The organism is Thermotoga petrophila RKU-1 (genome assembly GCF_000016785.1).
GTDB classification, from domain to species: domain Bacteria; phylum Thermotogota; class Thermotogae; order Thermotogales; family Thermotogaceae; genus Thermotoga; species Thermotoga petrophila.
The window spans coordinates 215,781-235,004 of sequence record NC_009486.1; the positions used below are offsets into that span (position 1 = coordinate 215,781).

Below are 19,224 nucleotides of genomic sequence, written 5' to 3' on the forward strand. Positions count from 1 at the left end.
CTCACTCCTTCCCAGATAGCACCACTGTAATCTCACCGAGAGGTTTCTTCTTTTCAAAGTGCGAAATGGCCTCGCTCACCTTTCCTCTGAAGAATTCCTGATGGAGCTTCGTCATTTCTCTTGCGATGAACACTTCTCGATCCCCAATTATCTCCAGAATATCTCTCAGAGTTGAGAGTAACCTTTCCGGTGACTCGAAAAACACGATTACTCTGTTTTCTTTCTTCAAGGATTTGAGGAGTCTTCTTCTGTTTTTTCCACGCGGCAAAAAACCCTCGAAGATGAACTTCGAGCCGGGAAATCCGCTCACCGCGACGGCACTCGTCAGAGCACTCGGTCCCGGAACGATATCCACCTCTATGCCTTCCCTCCAGCATTCCTCCACGAGGTTGTATCCCGGATCGGAGATCACCGGCATTCCCGCGTCGCTGACAATGGCTACTTTCTTCCCTTCCTTGAGAAGCGGCAGAATTTCTTTTATTCTTTTCTTCGAGTTCCTCTCGTTGAAAGAAAGAAGCGGTTTTTTTATTCTGTATTTGTTGAGAAGAACCATTGTTCTTCTGGTGTCCTCCGCAAGTATCAGGTCAACCTCCCTGAGCGTTTTCAAAGCCCTGATGGTGATATCTTCGAGGTTCCCTATAGGTGTTCCCACTATGATCAGCTTCCCCAAACTATCTCCTCCTCACCTCATAAAGAGGGGATCTTTCCCTCGCTTCTTTCAACATACTGCTGTCCAGCTGTATCTTCCTCGAAGTACCGAAAACCTTCTCAAACTGCGCTAAGATTCTTTCTTCCAGAGCCTTCACATCAACATCGTAGAGATCCAGGATGCCCTTCAAAGGAGGAACGTCCTCGCCAAAGATGGTTTTCAGAAGATCGATATCCTGCTTCAAAACTATGGATCCATGTTCAACGATGGACTCGGCCGTTCTGAACTGGGCACTTCCCACCACTTTGACACCGTTGATAACGATCTCGTACCTCGACGGAGCATCAAAACAAAGCGCCGTGTTTCCCCGCCTTTCGCTTGACAACTCGGCGTGCAACCCGGCTTCCACAAGAGCGTCCCTTATCAAACTGTGTACAAGCCTGTGAAATTCCAAAACAGAAAGCTTCCCAAAATTTATTTTTTTAGGGACTGCTAAACAATAGGTGATCTCCCGGTGATGGAGCAGAGCCCTGCCTCCGGAAGGTCTTCTCACAACATCTATCCAATCAGGAACGTTTATTCCGTCTTCCTTTTGAAAACGACCCAGAGAAACGGTGGGCCTTTCCCAACCGTAGAATCTGAACAACACCGAGTTCATATTCGCGGACCACTCCGCCATCAGACTATCGATGGCCATGTTCAACGCTCCAGGAAAAACACCTTTTTCAATCACAACAAAGGCCTCTTGAATGGTACACCCACCCTCCTTGGATATTTTTCAGGAGAACTCTCGTATTTTCTGAGTATCAATAGCGCCCTTCTTTCGCCGGTTTTTAGAGAATACTCTCGTACCTTTTCGAGTTCCACCTTCAGCTCTTTCATGGCTCTCTGCGCCTCTTTCAACTCTTCTATGTATGAAGGTCCTTTGTAGAAAAGAAGTTTTCCACCAGTTTTCAGTGCTGGAGTGCAGATCTCCACCAGAACGTTCAATCGCGCCACGGCCCTGGCTGTTACGTAATCGAATTCCTCTCGCCTCTCTTTAGAGAAGTTCTCTGCCCTCTCTTTGACAACAGAGACATTTTCCAGATCCAGCTTTTCTATCACTCCTCTGAGGAAATTCACCGACTTTTCTCTTGAATCCAGAAGTACCACCTTGAGTTTCGAGAAAAAGATCGCTAAAATAAGCCCTGGGACACCATTGCCTGATCCCACGTCCAGGAGTGTCCCTTTCAGTTCTTCTTTCAAAGGAAGGAGAATTTCTACAACATTTTTATGGACAGCAGAGTCTAAATCCCTGTGAGCGGTGAGATTGTAGGGAACTCCCAGGAGTTCCTCAATGTACTTATCTACCTTTTCTATCTGCGGTTCTTGAAATCTCAGTCCGTACTCGAGAAGAATGTTCTTTACTGAATCCAAAAGCGACACCTCCGAAGAAAATTCTAACATTTGTGGAGGGAACATCTGTGATCTTGAAAATCGCTCTGAGAAACTTCACAAAAAATTTGAAAATCTCCCTCGTTGTGATCTTAGGATTGGCCATCAGCTTGTCACTGGTAACGGGAGCGCTGTCCCTTTCGGATTCGATAAACGTGTGGAAATGGGAAAGGATAGAAGAAAACTTCGGCAACGCAGATGCCGTGGCGGAGCCAAAAAGCCCTTCCTTTCTCTTTTTCTCATTTGCAACCTCAAAAATCGACGATTCTGAAATAGAAAACCTGAAAAAACAAGTGAAAGGTGTTCTCCCGGTCTCAGAAGACAGCGCCAGGCTAAACAGCACTCTGGACGTTCTCGTGATAGCCACAGAACCGGAATACCTCTCAGATTTCGTTGGCGAGTCACTGACTTTGAATCCAGGAGAGGCCTTAGTTGGAAAATCCATCGCAGAACTGATGAACTTGAAGGTGGGAGACAGAATCACACTGCTTTTCTCATCGGGGAGTAAGGAATTCACCGTTGTAAAAATCGGTGAGAAAGGTTTTTTGAATTTCAAAGGCGAATCGGCGAGCCTCTCGGGAACTGTTTTCATCAACGTGAAAGATTTTGACGGAGTTTTTCCCACGAAGTGTTACCTTCACTACGATCTTCCGGTTGAAAAGCACGAAGAAACAACCATAGAAACAAATCTCAGGGTGAGGAATATAAAGTACAGCTTTCTCAAATCTCCGATCAACAAATCCCTTGCCTACGTGACACTCGCCTTTTCCGGTATTTCGATCTTCGTTGGTTTCCTGGTTTTTTACATGTTCTGTGAGGACGTGATAAGAGACAGGAGCTCCACACTCGTGACTCTGCGAAAGATAGGACTAAGAAAGATGGAAGAGTGGGGAATACTGCTTTTGGAAGGATTCATGTATTCTTTGATATCGGCATCAGTGGGTGTGTTGATCGGAATTTTCGTCGGAAAGTTTCTTTTGAGTCGTTTTCAGGAAGTCGTTGATGTGATCTCATCTTCGTTTTTCCACTTTGATAAAATAGGATTTCACCTTTCGATCAGTACACTTCTTCTTTCCCTTGGACTCGGGGTTCTTTTCCCGATGTTCCTTTTCTTTCTGAAAGCGAGAGAAATAACGGGAAAACCACCCATTTACAGAGAAATGAGAGAACAGCTGGATGTCTCTTGGAAACTCGTGATCTTTGCTGTGCTTTTGAGTTTCGTTCTTTTCTTCTCCGAACTTCGGGTGTTTTCTGTGGTTTTGCTGTCACTGATCATCGCCATCAAACTCAGAAATCCATTCATCATGATGGCTCTCGGTACTTTGAATCTCGGTATGGGGCTCTTTTCCAGTTTGAATCTTCAAAGTGAGAAAGCCTTCATCTTTTCATCTCTGAACAAAGGGTCCGCCATTTTCTTTGGTGTGACTCTTCTGGTTTTTTCGGTGGTTCTTCTTTCAAAAAACGTTTTCAACAACCTCATGTCCAGGGGCAATCTTTCCCTACTGATAGGATTGTCCTACGTCCAGCGCTTTCCGAAGAAAGGCATCACAGTTTCCCTGACCTTCGCTTTCCTGATTTTCTCCGTCACTGTTTTCAATATACTATCGGCCAGCGCGGACCGATTCGTTCAAGAAAAGGTGAAAGGAGGACTCTTTGGATACAACTTTCTGGTTCTGGAAAATCCATTCAGGTCCTTGTTGGCGAAAACATCTCTTCCCGTCCACGAGGAACTGAAAGATCCTTCCAGAGTTTACCTCTACACTTTGAAAACGGAAAGAGGAGAAAAAATGATCGCTTTCGTTGATGAATCGTTCTTTAGAAACTCAACGCTGAAGCTTCTCCGGGGATCTGCGAGATCTCTGGAAGCCTCTGATACCGCCTTGATAGGAGATCCCGTTGATCTTGAAGAAATAACAGGTACTCTGAAGTCCATCCTTCCGCTCGGTGGAAGAAAAGAAGTTAAGTTTAAAGTAGCGGGGATCTACAACAAGAACGATTATCTGGTTCCGATCGACATGATTGCACCGATTTCAAACGTTCCCAGTGACGTAAAACCCCTATCCCTGCTCCTTGGAAGAGTTGAAGAGAGCAGTGCTTCCAGCGTGAAACAGTTTTACTTTTCAAAGTTTGCCTATCCTTTCTTTTTGGATGAAGAATTCAAAAAACTCTACAGCGGAATAGAGGGGCTCGTCAGCGTGATAAAGTTCATTTTCCTGTTTGGATTCTTATCCGCCTCCTCCGGGCTCTTACTCTTCGTTCTGAAATCGTATTTTTCCAGGATAAAGATAATGGGAACACTCCGTGCCGTGGGGATGAAAATAAACCAGCTGGTAGCTTCTTTCCTGATAGAACACCTTTTCTTCCTCTTCGGAGGAATACTCATAGGTACCGTCTCAGGTGTTCTCATGGGGTATTTCGTTTCAGAAGCGATGTCTGAAAGCCTCGGAACTTTCATGGTTTCCGTACCAACAGCTTCTATCCTTCTTTCGCTCCTCACAGTGATCGCCCTTGCTTCAGCCGTTATGGTGATACCGAGCCTCATGATGTCAAAACTCTCACCACTCGAAGCCATGAAGGAAGGAGAGTGAAGGCTTTGATCGAGGTTCACAATCTGTGGAAGGAATACAATGGGAAAGAGAAAGTAACAGCCTTGAAGGGTATAAATCTAAGAATAAACACGGGAGAGTTTGTTGTGATACTGGGCCCCTCCGGTTCTGGAAAGACAACGCTTCTGAATTGTCTTTCTGGTGTGGATCGCCCTACAAGGGGAACTGTGATAATCCATGGAACAGACCTGTACACGCTCTCAGAAGAGGAAAGAACGAGGTTCAGAGCGGAAAACATGGGGTTTGTGTTCCAGTTCTTCAATCTCGTTCCTGTCCTCACCGCCATTGAAAATGTGGAACTACCTCTGCTCATTCTGGGTGTGAACAGAAAAGAGGCAAGAGAACGAGCCTTCGAAATCTTGAGGAAAGTGGGGCTGGCTCACAAGTGCGACAGGTTCCCCGAAGAACTCTCCGGAGGGGAAAAACAGCGTGTCGCCATCGCGAGGGCCATCGTCCACAATCCAAAAGTCATATGGGCAGATGAACCCACCGGTGCTCTGGACAACGAGACGGGGAGAATGATCATAGATCTTCTGATGGAAATGAAGGAGAATTCCACACTGGTGGTCGTGACTCACGATGAAAGAATAGCAGAGAAAGCGGACCGGGTTATAAGAATAAGAGACGGTCAAATAGAACAGGATATATGTGAAAAAGCGTTGTAACCCACATGAAGCATGAGATACTCGAAGCTCCTGTAGCCGCAGCTTTCCCACTGAGTTAAAAGGTTCTCTATCTCTGGAGCGTCCCCGTAGATTCTCATCCTGTCATCGAGAAACTCTACCACGCCGTTTGGCCCAGCGTAGTAGAACGTTCCATCAATCTCTGTGAGTCTCCTGGTGAGGAGATCCACCAGCTCCACGAAGATATGAGAACGTACGAGTAAGATCTCTCTGTTGAATGGAAATTCTCTCAAAAGCTTTCTGTTCCTCTCGAGAAGATTTCCGAGATTGCCCCCTGCCGTTATGAACCTGGTTTCCAGTTTGTAGTTTCCCACAAGATACGGATCCTTTTTTTTGAACAGGAAAGCGGGCTGTCTTCTTGAAAGTTTCAAATTGATAGGTACTATCACCCTCCCACCTTCTTTGAGTTGAGTGAACCACGTCTCCGGCACCTCATCCACACCGACTGTTACGAAGATAACATCGTACGGGGAAAACTCCGGAACACCGTAGTATCCATCGCCACAGACAAAAATAACGTTCTCTATTCCAAGGCGTTCCACGTTCCTTTTCGCGATCTCGCAGATTTTCCTCGAATATTCCACGGAGACCACAAGGCCTTTCTCACCCACAACTCTGCTCATCACGGCAGCGTTGTAACCCGTTCCTCCGCCTATTTCGAGGACTCTCATTCCTTTGTCCAGACCCACCCACTCCATAAACAGCGCCATCAAAGAGGGCTGACTGGAAGTGCTGTATTCTTCTCCATCATCGTAGGAAACCAGAACGATATCCTCGTAAACGTAAGAGAGTGGGTAGGACTTCGTCAGGAACTCCTCACGGGGTATTTCCAGAAAAGCCTTCGCGATGTGATCGCTCACACCGTACTTTTTAAGAATCCAAAAGAGCTTTTCTCTCATAACATCCCCCTGTGTGTTATCATATCACTGAGGAGGGATCGTATGAAGAAAGCAGCGATCATCACTATCGGAAGTGAACTGCTGGAAGGTTTGATACTCAACAAAAACGCACAGTTTCTCTGCCAGGAATTGAAGAATCTGGGATATAGAGTTGTCAAGGTATCAACGGTAGGAGATGATTTGATCTCCATCTCAGAAGAAGTGAAAACCCTCCTTCTCAAGGTCGATCTACTCATCCTCACAGGAGGACTCGGCCCCACACAGGACGATCTCACCCGGGATGCAGTCGCAAAAGTGCTGAACAGGAGTCTCAAACTCAATGAAGAACTCCTCTCGAAGATAAAAGAGAAGATAAAAAAATACCATTCTGAAATACCGCAGAACATTGAAAGACAGGCTTTAGTAATAGACGGTGCCGAAGTTCTGGACAACCCTGTGGGAAGTGCTCCAGGACAACTCCTCACTGTGGATGGGAAAATCGTGATTCTCCTGCCGGGACCTCCCAGAGAGCTGATCCCCATGTTCAACGCACTGAAAGATCGATTGAGAACTCCAGATGCCCTGTATCAGGTTGTTTTGAAATACTACAGCATTCCCGAAGCCGTTCTCGAAGATCTTTTGAAAGATATTCTTTACTCCCAGAACATAGTGGAAGTAGCCACCATGGCCGATCATGTAGAAGGAGTACGACTCAGATTGACCACCCATATGAAGAACAAAGAATATCTGGACGAGATGGTGAAAAAGATTCTCGATAAGACTGGCGAACACCTCTACGGTGTAAACGACGAAAAGATGGAAGAAGTCGTGGTTAGACTCCTGAAAGACAGGAAAAAAACGCTCGCCGTTGCAGAATCCTGCACGGGTGGCATGCTCTCATCTTTGGTGGTGAACGTCCCTGGGGCCTCAGAGGTTTTTGCCGGTGGTGTGGTGGCGTACAGCAACGATCTGAAAAAACACATCCTCGGTGTTAGAGAAGACACTCTCAGAAAACACGGTGCAGTGAGCAAAGAATGTGTGCAGGAGATGACGGAGGGTCTTAAAAAACTCACCGGAGCGGATATCTGTGTCTCCATCTCCGGAATAGCGGGCCCATCAGGTGGTACTCCGGAGAAACCTGTGGGGACGGTTTTCATAGATATCTTCGAACATGAACACATCACTATGAGGTATAATTTTACAGGCGATCGTAACACGATAAGAACCAGATCCGCCATGATGGCCCTGGAAAACCTCAGAAAATACTTGAAGGGGCGTGAAAAAGTATGATGGAAGAATATCTCGGAGTGTTTGTCGATGAGACAAAAGAATACCTTCAGAATCTGAACGATACCCTCCTCGAACTGGAGAAAAACCCCGAGGATATGGAGCTCATAAACGAAGCGTTCAGGGATCTTCATACCCTAAAGGGAATGGCAGGTACAATGGGGTTTTCCAGTATGGCGAAGCTCTGCCATACCTTAGAAAACATCCTCGATAAAGCCAGAAACGGCGAGATAAAGATAACTTCTGATCTCCTCGACAAGATTTTCGCGGGGGTCGACATGATAACCAGAATGGTTGATAAGATCGTCTCCGAGGGAAGTGACGACATCGGAGAAAACATAGATGTGTTTTCGGACACCATAAAAAGCTTTGTTTCATCGGGAAAAAAGGAAGCCTCAGAGATTGAAAGTGAAACGGAAACAAAGGGTGAGGAAGAACACAAAGGAGAATCAACAAGCAATGAAGAAGCCATGGTTCTTCCTGAAGAAGTCGTCCACGTTCTTCAGGAAGCGAGAAACAAGGGCTTCAAAACGTTCTATATTAAAGTAATTCTCAAAGAAGGAACACAACTGAAATCCGCCAGGATTTACCTCGTTTTCCACAAGCTTGAAGAACTGAAGTGTGAAGTTGTAAGAACGGTTCCTTCGGTTGAAGAGATAGAAGAAGAGAAATTCGAAAACGAAGTGGAACTCTTCGTCATCTCTCCTGTAGATCTGGAGAAACTTTCTGAAGCTCTGTCGAGCATCGCCGACATAGAGAAGGTAATAATCAAAGAAGTAACCGCTGTCGTCGAAGAATCGAAGGCTGAAAAAAGAACCGAGAAAGAAGAGAAAACTGAAAAAGCTGAGGAAAAGATTGAAAGAAAAAAGGTTATTTCGCAAACAGTCAGGGTAGATATAGAGAAACTGGACAATTTGATGGACTTGATGGGAGAACTGGTCATCGCAAGAAGCAGAATACTGGAAACCCTCAAGAAATACAACATAAAAGAACTGGATGAGAGTCTGTCTCAGCTCAGCAGAATCACCTTGGACCTTCAAAACGTCGTGATGAAGATCAGAATGGTTCCCATCTCCTTCGTTTTCAACAGATTCCCTCGAATGGTGAGAGACCTCGCCAAGAAGATGAACAAAGAAGTGAATTTCATCATGAGAGGAGAAGACACAGAGCTCGACAGAACGTTCGTTGAAGAGATAGGCGAACCGCTGCTCCATCTCTTGAGAAACGCCATCGACCACGGTATAGAGCCCAAGGAAGAGCGAATAGCCAAAGGAAAACCCCCTGTTGGAACTCTCATTCTTTCGGCACGTCACGAGGGAAACAACGTGGTAATAGAAGTCGAAGACGACGGAAGGGGTATAGACAAAGAAAAGATCATCAGAAAAGCCATAGAAAAGGGACTCATAGATGAATCAAAGGCCGCTACCCTTTCTGATCAGGAGATTCTGAACTTCTTGTTCGTCCCGGGATTCTCCACAAAAGAGAAAGTCTCAGAAGTGTCCGGAAGAGGAGTGGGAATGGACGTTGTAAAGAATGTTGTGGAATCTCTGAATGGAAGTATAAGCATAGAAAGCGAGAAAGACAAAGGAACAAAAGTCACGATAAGATTACCGCTCACTCTGGCCATCATTCAGGCGCTCCTCGTCAAAGTCAACAATCTCGTCTACGCGATTCCGATAGCGAACATAGACACGATACTCAGTATTTCGAAGAAAGATATCCAGAGAATCCAGGACAGAGATGTGATCGTTATAAGAGGAGAAGTAGTCCCTGTTTACCGCCTGTGGGAAGTGCTTCAAATAGAGCACACAAAGGAACTGAAGGAGATGGAAGCGGTTATTGTGAGGGTAGGAAACAGAAAATACGGTATTGTTGTGGATGAACTTCTCGGTCAAGACGATATCGTGATAAAATCTCTTGGAAAGGTGTTCTCTGAGGTGAAGGAATTCAGCGGAGCAGCTATCCTCGGTGATGGTAGTATAGCGCTGATAATCAACGTCTCCGGCATTGTATAACGGGGGTGAAAACATTGGCGGATGCTTTGAAAGAGTTCGAAGTTCTATCTTTCGAAATAGATGAACAGGCACTGGCTTTTGATGTCGACAACATAGAAATGGTGATTGAGAAATCCGATATAACACCTGTGCCAAAATCAAGACACTTCGTAGAGGGTGTGATCAATCTAAGAGGAAGAATCATTCCTGTGGTGAACCTTGCGAAGATTCTGGGTATTTCATTCGACGAGCAAAAGATGAAGAGTATAATTGTCGCCAGAACGAAGGATGTAGAAGTGGGATTTCTTGTTGATAGAGTCCTGGGAGTCCTGAGAATAACCGAGAATCAGCTCGATTTGACAAATGTGTCCGATAAATTCGGTAAAAAATCAAAGGGTCTTGTAAAAACCGACGGAAGGCTCATCATCTATCTGGATATCGACAAGATAATCGAAGAAATAACCGTTAAGGAGGGTGTGTAAAAGATGGGAAAGAGAGTTTTGATAGTCGATGATGCAGCGTTCATGAGGATGATGTTGAAAGATATCATCACAAAAGCGGGATACGAAGTTGCAGGGGAAGCAACAAACGGTCGTGAAGCCGTTGAAAAATACAAGGAACTCAAACCGGACATCGTCACGATGGACATCACCATGCCGGAGATGAACGGTATCGATGCGATCAAAGAGATCATGAAGATCGACCCCAACGCAAAGATCATCGTCTGCAGTGCCATGGGACAGCAGGCAATGGTCATAGAAGCTATAAAAGCTGGAGCGAAAGACTTCATTGTGAAACCCTTCCAGCCTTCCAGGGTGGTAGAGGCTCTCAACAAGGTTTCGAAGTGAAATCCCATGAGTGGGATTCTGCAGTTTCTTCTGGCTTTCGGAATAGTTCTCTTCTTTCTTCTTCTGGTTTACTATTTTGTGAAGCGGGGAACCTTCATTCAAAAGGGATCCAGCATTTCCGTTCTGGAGAGACACTACCTGGATAGGAAAACTTTCATTGCCATTGTCAGGGTAATCGATGAATATCTCGTCATTTTGGTAACAGATTCCGGTGCCACCGTCATAAAGAAACTGGAGGACTACGAAGAAAAATCTTTTTCCAGTATGTTCTTCAAAAAGCTGGGGAGAAAAATTAAATGAGAAAGCTTCTTCTGATTCTTTTGATCTTTCTTCCCCTTTTGTATTTTTCTCAGGAAATACCTTTTCCTTCGATATCCATAGGTGTAAGACCTGCCGAAGAACCAGAGGACCTCGTCGTTACTCTCGAGATCCTTCTCGTACTCACCGTTCTGGCACTTGCACCCTCCATCCTCGTTCTCTTCACCTCATTCACACGCATAATCGTTGTCTTTTCACTCTTCAGAAACGCTCTTGGAACGCGTCAAACTCCTCCTAACCAGGTTATGATAGGTCTTGCCCTTTTTCTCACATTTCTCATCATGCAGCCCGTCTGGAACGATATCTACAACAATGCCATAACGCCGTATTTGAACAAAGAAATAGGCTATCAGGAGATGTTTCAACGGGTAAACACCCGTATAAGAGAGTTCATGATCAACGAACTGAAGAATCACCACAACGAGGATAACGTTTTCATGCTCGCGAAAAACTCCGGCATTGAAATCGCAAAAATCGAAGAAGCACCGAATGCCGTTCTGATACCAGCCTTTGTTCTGGGAGAACTGGAAGTTGCCTTCAAAATGGGAGTTGTTCTTTACGTGCCTTTCATAGTGATAGACATGATAGTGGCCAGCATACTGTTAGCGATGGGAATGATCATGATACCTCCGGTTTTCGTTTCTCTGCCGTTCAAAATTCTCATTTTCGTCATGGCAAACGGCTGGGATCTGCTTGTAGAAGGGCTGATAAAGAGTTTTGCGAGGTGATTTGCCGTGACCATTGAGGTCTTTCTGGATATAATGAAAAGCGGAATAAGTCTTCTGCTGGAGATCATCGTACCACCCCTCGTTGTGAGTCTCATCGTGGGGCTTGTGATCAGCATCTTTCAGGCCGTCACTCAAATCCATGAGCAGACGCTGATGTTCGCTCCAAGAATAATTGTGCTGTTTCTCACGATCCTGTTTCTGAGCGGCTGGATGGCGCAGAAAATCCTCGACTTCTTCAGTGAAATGCTTCAGAAGTACTTCCAGATGATCTGAGGAGGTGATGAGGTGAAACGATTCCTCGTTGCTTTAACGATCCTCACATCTTCGCTGTTTTCTTTCGCAAGTGCGCTTGATATAATCGATGAATCTTTCCTCGCGCTGAAAGAGTTTCTCGATCAACCTGATAGTGGTGCGTTTCTCTCACTTCTCGAGAGGGCCAGGGGCATATTCATCGTGCCCAAATACCTGAAACTCGGCTGGGTACTGGGGGGACAGTACGGCCAGGGAGTGCTTTTGAAAAGAGACCCAGAGACGAACACCTGGTACGGCCCTCTGTTTGTGAAAATGTACGGATTGAGCTTCGGTCCGCAGATAGGATTTCAATCAGTTTCTCTCATAGCCGTCATCATGGAAAATGTCGATGCCTTCGCCGAAGGAAACATCACCCTGGGAGGATCACTGAGCGTCGCGGCGGGACCCCTTGGAAGAAGACTCAGCGCCGATTACAATCTTGACGCTTCCGTCTATTCGTATTCAATAGCACGTGGGTTCTACGCGGGTTTTTCCTTAGAAGGGGCAAAGATAGACGTCGACTTAGATCTCACAAGGGAGTACTACAACGTGTACAGAATCGAACCTGAAGAAATACTGAGAAGAGAAGTCTCGGGAAGGGCAGAAAAGATCGTAAACCTTCTGAACGAAAAATTGACAGAAGAATAGGGCACCTTCCGGTGCCCTTACTCTCTTGTGCTGACGACTTTATCGACTATCCCGTACTCTTTCGCTTCTTCTGCACTCATGAAGAAATCTCTGTCTGTGTCTTTTTCTATCTTTTCAATCGGCTGTCCCGTGTGTTTACTCAGAATTCTGTTGAGAAGATCTTTTATTCTCAGAAGCTCTCTCGTGATGATCTCCACATCCTTGGCAGGTCCCTCAGCACCACCGAGCGGCTGGTGTATCATTATTCGAGCGTTCGGAAGCGCGTACCTTTTTCCCTTTGCACCGGCTGCGAGGAGCACAGCCGCCATGGAAGCCGCCTGTCCTACACATATGGTTGAGACATCACACTTTATGTACTGCATCGTATCGTAGATAGCGAGTCCCGCCGTCACAGAACCTCCGGGGGAGTTTATGTAGAGGTAGACGTCTTTATCCGGATCCTCCGCCTCAAGAAACAGAAGTTGAGCTATGACCAGGTTTGCAACATAGTCGTCTATGGGGGATCCGAGGAAAACTATTCTGTCCTTTAGGAGCCTCGAGAAGATGTCGTAGGCTCTCTCGTACCTTCCCGTAGACTCAACGACTATGGGAACGTATTGATCAATTATCTTCTTTTCCTTCACTGTCATCACCCTCTCCTTTTGGTTCAACCACTTTCACCTTGACTTCCTGAAGTAACAGATCGAGCACTTTTCTTTTCAGAATAGCCCATCTCAATTCTTCTCTGAGGTCCTGCCGTGCTTTGACAAGGCTCTTAGCACGATCAGGAGAGATTCCCCAGAAAGGAGCGAGTTCCTCCGCTTCTTTCTCGAGTTCCTCATCGTTCACGCTGATCCCCTTCTCCTGTGCGAGAACCTCTATCACTCTGTCTCTCTTTATGTCATCCAGAATTCTCTCCTTCAGTTCTTCTCTGAATTTCTCCTCGCTCTCATACGAACTCACGATCTGTTCGTACCTTCCTTCTCTCTTCAACCTGTTGATCGCTTCGTTAACGAGTATCTCCAGAGTCCTATCAGATATCTCGATCTCCACAATTTCAGGGAGTTTCTCAAGAAGTTGCTCTCTCATGCTCTCTTTCATTTCCACATCGTAGATCTCTTTTCCCTCTTTCTTCAGAGATTCTTTCAGCTGTTCCAGTGTTTCGAATTCGTTGTTCACTGACTTTGCAAGTTCATCACCGATCTCTGGAAGGGTGCGTTTGTACACTTCTTCCACTTCGAGCTTGTATGTGTACTTCTTTCCCTCGTACTCCCTCTCAATTTCCACAACGTCGCCTTTCTTCTTTCCCACGAGGTCTTTCACAAAGGGTCTGTCTTCGTCCTCACTTATCACGTATTCGTATTCACGAGAGGTGAGTTTTTTTTCCTCCTCGTTGTACACTTCCATGTTCACTCTCACGAGATCTCCCGCTTCAGCGGGTCCTTCTTTGGGCTCGAGGAGAGCGTGACTTTCTCTGAGATCCTCTATTCTCCTTTCCACGTATTTTTCCAGGACCTTTTCCTCGTCCACTTTTTCCACTTCTATCTTCGAAATGTCACCTATTCTCACTTCCGGTTCTTCATGAACCTCCACCACCACTCTGGCAGTGACGTCCTTCAGTTCTCTTTCGGTCACTATAGGAGACAAAATGAGCTTTCTGTCTTTGAGCGTGTCTGGTATGAGGTCCATGAGAAAGTCGAGCGTGTACTCCTGAAATTCTTCACCGAGCTTCATCTTCAGGACATTCTTTGGGATTCGTCCTTTTCTGAATCCTGGAATCTCCACTCTCTGGTTCAAGTACCTGACCGCTTTGTCCTCGGCCTGCGCGATCTCTTCTGCTCCAAAAACGTACTCCAGCACAACTCGGTTTTTGTCTCTTTCAAGCTCCTTCACTTCCATTACTGTTCATCCCTCCTGTCGTGTTTTTATCCTCTCCCTAAGGTATCTCCTCTGGTCCATATGTTCTTTTGAAGAGACGATCTGGCTTCCCTGATAACATTGATCTCCTGGAAAAGCACTGTTTTTCTCTTTTCGATGATTTCCAATCTTTTTCTGTCTCTTTCAAGGATCTCAGACAGTTTGTCCTTTGGGAGACTTTCCATCAACTCTTTCCTTTTATCCAGAAGAGAACGAAGCGTTTCATAGTCTTCCCTTTCAATCGCTTCGTCTATTTTTCTTTCTATTTCATCGATGTCCATTTCTCTCACTCTCCGATGAGGATGTTACCATACCTCACAAGCCTGCAATTTGAGTTTTCCAGAAGTTTTTTCAAAGCAAACGGCGGGAGAGAAGTTTCTATCTCCCACCCCTCGGTTGACCTTCCAAGGATTTCGAACCTTTCCTTCAAAAAGTCTTCGTCACCTTCTACAATGATATCACCTTTTCTTTTTTCAAGAACAACAAGAGCCACAACGAATCTATCGTGAGAAAGTGAAACATGAACGTAGTTGAAAAAACCAAAATCCTTATGAACACATACAACCGGTCTTCCACCGCTTTCCAGAAATTCCACATCCGTGAAACTGTGTCCATTCAAGCCCGTTCCCAGAGCCTTGAAAAAAGCCTCTTTTAGAGCGAACCTTCCAGCGATGAACTCTTTCCTTCGATTTCTCGCCAAGAACAGTCTCTTTTCCGCTTTACCGAGGATCCTTTCTGCGAATTTTTCTGGTACTCTATCTATCTCCAGAATGTCAACACCCACACCAATTATCATGAAAGGACCACCGGAGGATCTACAATCAATCCCCTTTTTCCGTTTTTCCTCAATCTTAAAAGAACGAGGGTTGCAGCCTTCTCAATTTTACCATGGACAAAACACATTCTCTTGGGCTCCAATCTGAAAGACAAAAACATTTCCAGCCACTCCACAAGGTTCTCCGGCGAAAGAACGTAAACGGCTGTTCCCCCGTTCTTCAAAAAACGAAACGTTGCCTGTACAAACTTTTCTATGTCTCTCTTTTCAATGCTCCGGGTGGAGGCTCTCAAGTGGTTGGGGCTTTTAACTTTTGTGTGATGAGGGGGATTCGAAACGACCATATCGAAAGATTCCCATGGAAAGGGAAGTTCTTCCACCGAGGAATTCACAAAAGAGACCTTTCCCTCAAGTTTGTTCAACGAGATACCTTCGAGAGCCTTCTCGTACAATTCCTTTTCTTTTTCCACTCCAACCACTTGCACGTTGTAGAGCTTTGCAAGGGCAAAACTCACCGTTCCCACACCGCTACCAAGTTCCAGAACGTTTCTGACGTCCTTGGATGGTTTCGCATACCATACGAGAAGCGATGAGGCGTGGGTTGGTCTTTGCTGAGGACCCGCGTCCACTATCTCGACACATCTGATGATATCGGGGTCGAACTTCATAACGATTCCAGGATCTCTCTGACCATCTTGTTCACAAGTTTCCCGTCCGCTCTTCCCTTCATCCTTGGCATCACTACTTTCATAACCTTTCCCAGATCCTTTGGAGAAGAAGCACCCACCTCGTTTATCGCTTCCATGATGATCTTTCTTATCTCGTCCTCCGAAAGCTGCTTCGGAAGGTACGACTCTATTATTTCCAGTTCTTTCCTTTCCTTCTCTGCGAGTTCTTCTCTTCCGTGTTTTTCGTACTCCTCTATTGCCTCTCTTCTCTTCTTGGCTTCTCTCATCAACGCTTCCATTACTTCTTCATCCGTGGCTTCCTTCATCTTTTCCACTTCCAGATTCCTCAGGGTTGTGAGTATCATGCGAAGGGTATTCATCTTTATCGTGTCTTTGTTTTTCATAGCCTCTTTCAGATCCGACATTAGTTTCTCCTTCAGAGACATGTTGAATACCTCCTCCCAAAAATCGAGACCCCGCGGGGCGGGGCCTCAGGAAATCACACCTCTCATTATTCGTGCAAGCTCTATGAAAGACTCTTTGAGACTCGCTCCTCCAACGAGACCACCATCTATATCCTTCTGAACGATGAGACCGAGGAAATTGTCCGGTTTTATGCTTCCACCGTAGAGAATCCTCACCGCTTCAGCTGTTTCTTCATCGTACATCTCCGAGAGCAGCTTTCTTATGAACGCGTGTGCCTCCTGAGCTTGCTGTGGTGTCGCCACTCTTCCCGTTCCAATTGCCCAAACCGGCTCGTAAGCTATTACCACTTTCCGTGCTTCTTCTTTGCTGAGACCATAGAAACCTTCTCTCACCTGTTTTTCCACAACACAGAAAGTGAGTCCTTTCTCTCTTTCCTCGAGTGTTTCCCCAACGCAGAGAATAGGAGTCATACCTTTTTCAAGCACCGCTTTCACTTTTCTGTTTATGAGTTCGTCGTCTTCTTTGAAGATGTGCCTTCTCTCGGAATGCCCGATGATAACGTACTCAACGCCGATCTCTTTCAACATGAGAGGAGAAATCTCTCCAGTGAAAGCTCCCTGATCTTCGTAGAAAACGTTCTGAGCTCCCAATTTGATGTTTCTACCAGAGAGTATTTCCCCCACTTCAGATAGAGCTGTGAACGGAGGACAGACCACTATTTCAAACTCTCTCACATCGTGGAGCTCGTTCACGAGCAGCGACACAAACTTCTTCGCTTCCGCGATCGTTTTGTGCATCTTCCAGTTTCCAGCGAGGATCAGCTTACGTGTTATTTTTTTTTATCCGCGATGCTGGCAATGCCAGGAAGTTCTTTTCCTTCAAGGAATTCGAGAGAAGCCCCTCCACCCGTTGAAACGTGGGAGAATCTGTCTTCCAGACCGAACTTGTTCACCGCCGCTGCGCTGTCTCCTCCACCCACAACGGTGATCGCTCCCTTTTCCGTGAGCGCCGCAATTGCAAGTGCGACCTGCTTTGTACCCTCAGCGAAATCGTCGATTTCAAAGACTCCCATAGGCCCGTTCCAGACAACGGTTTTGGCATCGGAGAGCTTCTGCTTGAAGAGTTCTACTGTCTCAGGTCCGATGTCGAGTCCCATCCATCCTTCGGGTATTCCGTCGTCGATTCTGACAACCTTCTTTTCCACACCGGGCTCTATCTTCTGAGCAATGACAGTATCGACGGGAAGAACGATCTCAACACCTTTTTCTTTCGCTTTTTCGAGGAGTTCCTTTGCAAGGTCGATCTTGTCTTCTTCAACCCTGGACGATCCAACCTCTTTGCCAAGAGCCTTCAGGAAGGTGAACATCATGGCTCCACCTATGAGAATTCTGTCGGCTTTTTCCATGAGGTTCGTGATGACACCGATCTTGTCAGATACCTTTGCCCCTCCAAGAACCACAACGTACGGTTTTTCTGGATTGTAAGTCACTTTGGAAAGGAACTTTATCTCTTTTTCCATAAGGAATCCCGCTACGCTGGGAATGAACTGCGCAATCCCAACGTTGGAAGCGTGCGCCCTGTGCGCTGTTCCAAAGGCATCGTTCACGTGGATATCGGCGAGGCTAGCCCAGAACTTTGCAAGTTCAGGATCGTTCTTGGTCTCTCCCGGATGAAATCTGGTGTTTTCAAGGAGGAGAACTTCTCCCTCTTTGAGCTCTTCAACGGCCTTTTTCACCTCGTCACCGACAACTGCGGGGACAAACTTCACTTCTTTTCCAAGAAGCTCGGAGAGCCTCTTGGCGACAGGTGCGAGGCTGAACTCCGGCGAAGGTTCTCCCTTGGGCCTTCCAAGATGGGACAGGAGTATCACCTTTGCACCCTGTTCGAGAGCGTACTTTATCGTTGGAAGGGCGGCTCTTATTCTCGTGTCGTCCTGAACGACTCCATCCTTCACTGGAACATTGAAGTCCACTCTCATTATGACTCTTTTGCCTTTCAGATCAACGTCCTTTATGGTCATTTTTTCCATGTTCGCACCCCCTCTTTTGAGTCTGAGAAGGGCGGGGAAACCCGCCCGTTCTTCACATCTTGAGGAGCAGTTCGAGTGTATCGACAACTCTGTTGCTGTATCCGTACTCGTTGTCGTACCAGGAAGCCACTTTCACGAGTTTTCCACCGATAACGTTGGTGAGTGTGGCATCGAAGATACCAGAAAACGTCGTTCCGATGATGTCGCTGCTCACAATGGGTTCATCGTTGTATCCGATGATTCCCTTGAGCCTTCCTTCTGTGGCTTCTTTCATGACGGCGTTGACTTCTTCAATCGTGGTTTCTCTTTCGACCAGTACTGTGAGATCGGTGATGGATCCGTCGGGAGTTGGGACTCTGAGAGCGAGACCATCGAGTTTACCCTTCACTTCAGGAACAACGAGTGCAACTGCTTTTGCGGCACCCGTGGTTGTCGGGATGATGTTCACCGCAGCTGCTCTTGCCCTTCTCAGATCTTTGTGAGGCAGATCGAGCACTCTCTGGTCGTTCGTGTAAGAGTGAACGGTCGTGAGCATTCCGCTGACGATTCCGAACTTCTCATGGAGCACCTTCACGATGGGGGCGATGGAATTGGTTGTACAGGACGCACAGGAGATGATGGTGTGTTCGGGTTTCAGCTGATCTTCGTTACAACCGATAACAACGGTGATGTCTTCTCCCTTAGCGGGCGCTGTGATGATGACTTTCTTCGCTCCAGCCTGCAGGTGAAGTTCTGCCTTTTCTCTGTTTCTGAAGACACCGGTGGATTCGATCACGAAGTCAACACCGAGGTCTTTCCAGGGAAGTTTCGAAGGATCGGGTTCCGCGAAGACCTTGATCTCTTTTCCGTCGATGATCAGAGAGTTCTCGGTGTACTCGACTTTACCGGGGAACTTCTTGTGAACGGAGTCGTACTTCAGAAGGTATGCGAGGGTCTTGGTGTCTGTCAAATCGTTGATGGCCACTACTTCGATATCGGGGTTCTTTCTTTCGTAGATGATCCTGTAGACAATCCTTCCTATCCTACCGAAACCGTTAATAGCCACTCTTGCCATGCTCTTTCCCTC

The 19,224-nt window shown here is 46.4% G+C and carries 23 protein-coding genes; 10 read left to right on the plus strand and 13 right to left on the minus strand.

Features of this window, described 5'->3' with window-relative positions:
• Position 1: 1 nt before the first annotated feature.
• The 3 genes from rsmI to rsmG are packed head-to-tail and all read right to left on the minus strand — an operon-like array spanning position 2 to position 2,065.
• Positions 2–670, minus strand: a complete 669-nt coding sequence (gene rsmI, locus TPET_RS01120) for a 16S rRNA (cytidine(1402)-2'-O)-methyltransferase (RefSeq protein ID WP_004081030.1) — start codon at positions 668–670, stop codon at positions 2–4.
• A gap of 1 nt (position 671) precedes the next feature.
• Positions 672–1,382, minus strand: coding sequence for a lipoate--protein ligase family protein (locus tag TPET_RS01125; RefSeq protein WP_011942903.1), 711 nt, complete (start codon positions 1,380–1,382; stop codon positions 672–674).
• Positions 1,379–2,065, minus strand: coding sequence for a 16S rRNA (guanine(527)-N(7))-methyltransferase RsmG (gene rsmG / locus TPET_RS01130; protein ID WP_004081032.1), 687 nt, complete (start codon positions 2,063–2,065; stop codon positions 1,379–1,381). The genes TPET_RS01125 and rsmG overlap by 4 nt, the downstream gene beginning before the upstream one ends.
• 47 nt (positions 2,066–2,112) lie before the next feature.
• Between rsmG and TPET_RS01135 the strand changes: the two genes are divergently transcribed.
• Positions 2,113–4,671, plus strand: coding sequence for an FtsX-like permease family protein (locus TPET_RS01135; protein WP_004081033.1), 2,559 nt, complete (start codon positions 2,113–2,115; stop codon positions 4,669–4,671).
• Positions 4,672–4,676: 5 nt separating this feature from the next.
• Positions 4,677–5,354, plus strand: a complete 678-nt coding sequence (locus TPET_RS01140) for an ABC transporter ATP-binding protein (RefSeq protein ID WP_004081034.1) — start codon at positions 4,677–4,679, stop codon at positions 5,352–5,354.
• Here TPET_RS01140 and TPET_RS01145 read toward each other — a convergent pair.
• Positions 5,318–6,271, minus strand: coding sequence for a protein-L-isoaspartate O-methyltransferase (locus TPET_RS01145; RefSeq protein WP_004081036.1), 954 nt, complete (start codon positions 6,269–6,271; stop codon positions 5,318–5,320). The genes TPET_RS01140 and TPET_RS01145 overlap by 37 nt on opposite strands.
• A 42-nt stretch (positions 6,272–6,313) precedes the next feature.
• Here TPET_RS01145 and TPET_RS01150 point away from each other — a divergent pair, with 42 nt between their 5' ends.
• From TPET_RS01150 to TPET_RS01185, 8 genes are read left to right on the plus strand one after another with little or no spacing between them, the layout of a single operon-like run.
• Complete coding sequence (locus TPET_RS01150; protein WP_011942904.1) at positions 6,314–7,540, plus strand: competence/damage-inducible protein A; 1,227 nt, start codon at positions 6,314–6,316, stop codon at positions 7,538–7,540.
• Positions 7,537–9,552: a chemotaxis protein CheA gene (gene cheA / locus TPET_RS01155; protein WP_011942905.1), complete on the plus strand. Its 2,016-nt coding sequence runs from the start codon at positions 7,537–7,539 to the stop codon at positions 9,550–9,552. The genes TPET_RS01150 and cheA overlap by 4 nt, the downstream gene beginning before the upstream one ends.
• Before the next feature lie 5 nt (positions 9,553–9,557).
• Positions 9,558–10,013 (plus strand): chemotaxis protein CheW, encoded by a 456-nt coding sequence (cheW, locus tag TPET_RS01160; RefSeq protein ID WP_010865187.1) that lies wholly within the window; start codon positions 9,558–9,560, stop codon positions 10,011–10,013.
• A 3-nt stretch (positions 10,014–10,016) separates the two neighbouring features.
• Positions 10,017–10,379 (plus strand): chemotaxis protein CheY, encoded by a 363-nt coding sequence (gene cheY, locus TPET_RS01165; protein WP_004081049.1) that lies wholly within the window; start codon positions 10,017–10,019, stop codon positions 10,377–10,379.
• A 6-nt stretch (positions 10,380–10,385) separates the two neighbouring features.
• Positions 10,386–10,679, plus strand: a complete 294-nt coding sequence (locus TPET_RS01170) for a FliO/MopB family protein (protein WP_004081050.1) — start codon at positions 10,386–10,388, stop codon at positions 10,677–10,679.
• On the plus strand, positions 10,676–11,425 hold the full coding sequence (gene fliP / locus TPET_RS01175) for a flagellar type III secretion system pore protein FliP (RefSeq protein WP_011942906.1): 750 nt from the start codon (positions 10,676–10,678) through the stop codon (positions 11,423–11,425). The genes TPET_RS01170 and fliP overlap by 4 nt, the downstream gene beginning before the upstream one ends.
• 6 nt (positions 11,426–11,431) lie before the next feature.
• Complete coding sequence (fliQ, locus tag TPET_RS01180) at positions 11,432–11,698, plus strand: flagellar biosynthesis protein FliQ (RefSeq protein ID WP_004081052.1); 267 nt, start codon at positions 11,432–11,434, stop codon at positions 11,696–11,698.
• A 12-nt stretch (positions 11,699–11,710) separates the two neighbouring features.
• Positions 11,711–12,364, plus strand: coding sequence for a lipid-binding SYLF domain-containing protein (locus tag TPET_RS01185; protein ID WP_011942907.1), 654 nt, complete (start codon positions 11,711–11,713; stop codon positions 12,362–12,364).
• A gap of 17 nt (positions 12,365–12,381) precedes the next feature.
• On the opposite strand, the gene clpP is transcribed toward TPET_RS01185, so the two are convergent.
• The 9 genes from clpP to gap are packed head-to-tail and all read right to left on the minus strand — an operon-like array spanning position 12,382 to position 19,212.
• Positions 12,382–12,993 carry an ATP-dependent Clp endopeptidase proteolytic subunit ClpP gene (gene clpP / locus TPET_RS01190; RefSeq protein ID WP_004081059.1) on the minus strand — a complete coding sequence of 204 codons (612 nt, stop codon included), beginning with the start codon at positions 12,991–12,993 and terminating at the stop codon, positions 12,382–12,384.
• Positions 12,965–14,242 (minus strand): trigger factor, encoded by a 1,278-nt coding sequence (tig, locus tag TPET_RS01195; protein ID WP_011942908.1) that lies wholly within the window; start codon positions 14,240–14,242, stop codon positions 12,965–12,967. Before tig ends, clpP begins: the two co-directional genes overlap by 29 nt.
• A gap of 26 nt (positions 14,243–14,268) precedes the next feature.
• Positions 14,269–14,541 carry a flagellar protein FliT gene (locus tag TPET_RS01200; RefSeq protein ID WP_011942909.1) on the minus strand — a complete coding sequence of 91 codons (273 nt, stop codon included), beginning with the start codon at positions 14,539–14,541 and terminating at the stop codon, positions 14,269–14,271.
• Between the two features lie 5 nt (positions 14,542–14,546).
• On the minus strand, positions 14,547–15,056 hold the full coding sequence (locus TPET_RS01205; protein ID WP_011942910.1) for a holo-[acyl-carrier-protein] synthase: 510 nt from the start codon (positions 15,054–15,056) through the stop codon (positions 14,547–14,549).
• Positions 15,053–15,703 (minus strand): tRNA1(Val) (adenine(37)-N6)-methyltransferase, encoded by a 651-nt coding sequence (locus TPET_RS01210; RefSeq protein ID WP_011942911.1) that lies wholly within the window; start codon positions 15,701–15,703, stop codon positions 15,053–15,055. The genes TPET_RS01205 and TPET_RS01210 overlap by 4 nt, the downstream gene beginning before the upstream one ends.
• Entirely contained in the window at positions 15,700–16,149 is a 450-nt protein-coding gene (locus TPET_RS01215; RefSeq protein ID WP_011942912.1) for a GatB/YqeY domain-containing protein, read from the minus strand. The genes TPET_RS01210 and TPET_RS01215 overlap by 4 nt, the downstream gene beginning before the upstream one ends.
• Before the next feature lie 45 nt (positions 16,150–16,194).
• Positions 16,195–16,926: a triose-phosphate isomerase gene (tpiA, locus tag TPET_RS01220; protein WP_011942913.1), complete on the minus strand. Its 732-nt coding sequence runs from the start codon at positions 16,924–16,926 to the stop codon at positions 16,195–16,197.
• 32 nt (positions 16,927–16,958) lie between these two features.
• The gene (locus tag TPET_RS01225) at positions 16,959–18,158 is read right to left on the minus strand and encodes a phosphoglycerate kinase (protein ID WP_011942914.1); all 1,200 of its coding nucleotides are present in this window, start codon (positions 18,156–18,158) and stop codon (positions 16,959–16,961) included.
• Between the two features lie 52 nt (positions 18,159–18,210).
• The gene (gap, locus tag TPET_RS01230; RefSeq protein WP_011942915.1) at positions 18,211–19,212 is read right to left on the minus strand and encodes a type I glyceraldehyde-3-phosphate dehydrogenase; all 1,002 of its coding nucleotides are present in this window, start codon (positions 19,210–19,212) and stop codon (positions 18,211–18,213) included.
• Positions 19,213–19,224: the final 12 nt, after the last annotated feature.

What these genes read in the sequence shown, in the direction of transcription:
- TPET_RS01145 (WP_004081036.1), bottom strand. Translation starts at nt 6,271, where the DNA reads ATGAGAGAAAAGCTCTTTTGGATTCTTAAAAAGTACGGTGTGAGCGAT.
- TPET_RS01150 (WP_011942904.1), top strand. Translation starts at nt 6,314, where the DNA reads ATGAAGAAAGCAGCGATCATCACTATCGGAAGTGAACTGCTGGAAGGT.
- cheA (WP_011942905.1), top strand. Translation starts at nt 7,537, where the DNA reads ATGATGGAAGAATATCTCGGAGTGTTTGTCGATGAGACAAAAGAATAC.
- cheY (WP_004081049.1), top strand. Translation starts at nt 10,017, where the DNA reads ATGGGAAAGAGAGTTTTGATAGTCGATGATGCAGCGTTCATGAGGATG.
- TPET_RS01170 (WP_004081050.1), top strand. Translation starts at nt 10,386, where the DNA reads ATGAGTGGGATTCTGCAGTTTCTTCTGGCTTTCGGAATAGTTCTCTTC.
- fliP (WP_011942906.1), top strand. Translation starts at nt 10,676, where the DNA reads ATGAGAAAGCTTCTTCTGATTCTTTTGATCTTTCTTCCCCTTTTGTAT.
- clpP (WP_004081059.1), bottom strand. Translation starts at nt 12,993, where the DNA reads ATGACAGTGAAGGAAAAGAAGATAATTGATCAATACGTTCCCATAGTC.
- tig (WP_011942908.1), bottom strand. Translation starts at nt 14,242, where the DNA reads ATGGAAGTGAAGGAGCTTGAAAGAGACAAAAACCGAGTTGTGCTGGAG.
- TPET_RS01200 (WP_011942909.1), bottom strand. Translation starts at nt 14,541, where the DNA reads ATGGACATCGATGAAATAGAAAGAAAAATAGACGAAGCGATTGAAAGG.
- TPET_RS01205 (WP_011942910.1), bottom strand. Translation starts at nt 15,056, where the DNA reads ATGATAATTGGTGTGGGTGTTGACATTCTGGAGATAGATAGAGTACCA.
- TPET_RS01210 (WP_011942911.1), bottom strand. Translation starts at nt 15,703, where the DNA reads ATGAAGTTCGACCCCGATATCATCAGATGTGTCGAGATAGTGGACGCG.
- TPET_RS01215 (WP_011942912.1), bottom strand. Translation starts at nt 16,149, where the DNA reads ATGTCTCTGAAGGAGAAACTAATGTCGGATCTGAAAGAGGCTATGAAA.
- tpiA (WP_011942913.1), bottom strand. Translation starts at nt 16,926, where the DNA reads ATGCACAAAACGATCGCGGAAGCGAAGAAGTTTGTGTCGCTGCTCGTG.
- TPET_RS01225 (WP_011942914.1), bottom strand. Translation starts at nt 18,158, where the DNA reads ATGGAAAAAATGACCATAAAGGACGTTGATCTGAAAGGCAAAAGAGTC.
- gap (WP_011942915.1), bottom strand. Translation starts at nt 19,212, where the DNA reads ATGGCAAGAGTGGCTATTAACGGTTTCGGTAGGATAGGAAGGATTGTC.